2 protein-coding genes are annotated in these 2,474 nt (G+C 40.5%); both read left to right on the top strand.

The window, feature by feature from the left end; genetic code table 11:
* Positions 1-35: 35 nt before the first annotated feature.
* Positions 36-224: a PID-CTERM protein-sorting domain-containing protein gene (locus tag B155_RS0112645; RefSeq protein WP_018128621.1), complete on the top strand. Its 189-nt coding sequence runs from the start codon at positions 36-38 to the stop codon at positions 222-224.
* Positions 225-495: 271 nt separating this feature from the next.
* Positions 496-2,474 (top strand): T9SS type A sorting domain-containing protein (locus B155_RS13700; RefSeq protein ID WP_157464871.1); only part of this gene is annotated, 1,979 nt, incomplete at its 3' end.

The raw sequence follows: 2,474 nt of genomic DNA, 5'->3' as shown, positions 1-2,474 counted from the left end.
TGACGCTCATCAAGTAATTATAAAAGGACAGATTCATGAAGATATTTATCACAATACTCGCAAGTTTAGCAATGATACTATTACTCTCGGTGTGGGCGGTTGCTCAGCCGGGATTACCAAGTGCACCCGCACAAGCCCCAATTGATGGTGGCCTCGGCTTACTAGCCGCAGCAGGTGGCGCGTATGCTTATAAAAAACTCAAAGGCAACAAAGCTTCTGAGTAGCTTTATAAGCTAACATATTAATTTTACTTAGTACTTAGGGTGAAAGTGGGAACTTTCGCCCTTTTTTGTGTGTATGTATAAAGTGTTGGAAATTCATACTTAAGAAAAAGTCAATGCTTCCGATAATTATTAAAGACTTTTAATAATTATTGAGAGGCAAACTGGATTCACTTTGAAAAGAGAGAGATGAATTCGATGCTACACTGGTAACGTAGCATTTCTAATTACTAACACTAACCAACTAAAGTTAAAGTTAAAGAGAGAGGTTCAGATGAAGAATTCGATACTATTAGCTAGTATTTGTTTTTTGCTAGCTAGCATTTCAGTAAACGCACAATCATCCGGTGATATCGCTTTCACAGGATTCAATTCAGACGGAGAAGACGATTTCTCCTTTGTTGTTCTTAAAACCCTTCCAAGTACAACTATATATTTCACAGACAACGAATGGTCAGGTTCTACTTTAGGATCTACAGAAGGGACCCTTGCTTGGGTAACCGGTGGTAGTATTACTGCAGGAACAGTAGTTACTGTAACCGATGCCAGTGATGGTGCGGGATCATTAGCTGTTTCAGCTGGAAGTATTACCGAAAGCGGTACTTTCGATTTAGACAATGCTGGTGATGTAATTTACGCATACATAGGAAGTGCAGGAACACCGAGTACTTTTTTAGCAGCTATAGCTAATAAGACATCAAATTTAAATTTAAGCGGTACAGGCCTTGTTGAAGGGGTGCATGCTATAGATATCTCCAATGGAAGTGGAGACCCAGATGCTGGTGAATACACAGGTATAATATCTGGAACGATTTCATTTCTGCTTACAACTATAAACGATATTGTTGGTTGGGTTACAAATGATGATGGGGAAGGATTATTACCTTTTCCGAATAGCAATCACACTATCAGTGGTGATCCATCTCAAGTGATTTACGGAAATGCAGGTTGGAGAATGTTATCCATGCCAATTACAGGCGGAATCGTGACCGATGTTTCTGATGACGCGCCCGTACAAGGTATTGCAGGCGGTGATGATCCTTCAGCGGATGCCAATTTTTATTACAACCCGGGTGCCGATACCGATGCAATTATTGGGTGGACAGAACCTGATAATGTAACCACTGCATGGGGTGATGGTCTTGGTTTTATCATGTATTTCTATGATAACACAACGAATGGAAGCTCTGAACTACCTTTAGCGATTGATGCATCAGGAAGTGAACCGAGTAGTACTGTTACGGTTGATTTAACTCATAAATACACCTTAATCGGTAATCCATTTCAGGCAGTTATTAAACAAGATGACGTGGAAGGAAATTTATTAGGTGGTATTTTTCAAGGTGGACTTGTGAGCCCTATAGCGGTTTGGAATGATAGTGCTGGAACATATTTAACCTATAACTTTGGCGAAGGAAATACGATTGACACTTGGCAAGGGTTTGTGGTAGAAAGAAACAGTATTGTTTTTCCATTAGCCTCTGAAGTAAATATCCCTACTTCAGCAAAAGTGTCGGATACTACAGCGGATATTTCATCATTTAATAAGATGGTGAACAATTACCGTTCTATCTCTCTAGCACTTCGTGGAGAAGGGTATTCAGACTTATCGAACAAAATCTATTTTAGCAATGTCGCAAATGAAGGCTATGATAGTTTTGATGGTTCGAAGATTCAGCCACTAAACGGTGCTCCATACTTAGCATTCACACTTAACCACGAAGGTGAAGATCAGTTTCTAGTTCAAGATGCAAGATCAATGAACCCACAAGGTTTGCAAGTGTACCACTTAGATGTGAACGATCAAGGTCAATCGGGTGAGTTCACTATTAGCTGGGAAAAGTGGAAAAATATTCCAAGTGAGTGGTCATTTACCATTACAGATAATGTTACTGGTGAAGAAGTAGATATGAGATCGTTAGATTCATATACTTTTAATCTATCAGCTAAACAAAAGTTAGCTGCACCTTCGGCATTAGCACCACCACAGATGAAAGCCAAAGGCAGTGGAAGTCAGCCTCGCTTTACCATTACGATGGACCCTGGTACTTCTGTAAGCAACGAACGTGAAGACACTCCTGATTCCTTTGTGCTTCAGCAAAACTATCCAAACCCGTTCAACCCAAGTACAACCATTCGCTACAGTGTAGCCGAAGCTGGTCCTGTACAGTTAACGGTATACAATGTGATGGGGCAAAAAGTAGCCCAGCTCATTAATGAGACGAAAACAGCCGGCAGCTACCAAGTAACATG

The organism is Balneola vulgaris DSM 17893 (assembly GCF_000375465.1).
Taxonomy (GTDB): Bacteria; Bacteroidota; Rhodothermia; order Balneolales; family Balneolaceae; genus Balneola; species Balneola vulgaris.
The sequence above is the reverse complement of the archived record's forward strand: the minus strand, read 5'-3'. Positions and strand labels throughout refer to the sequence as shown.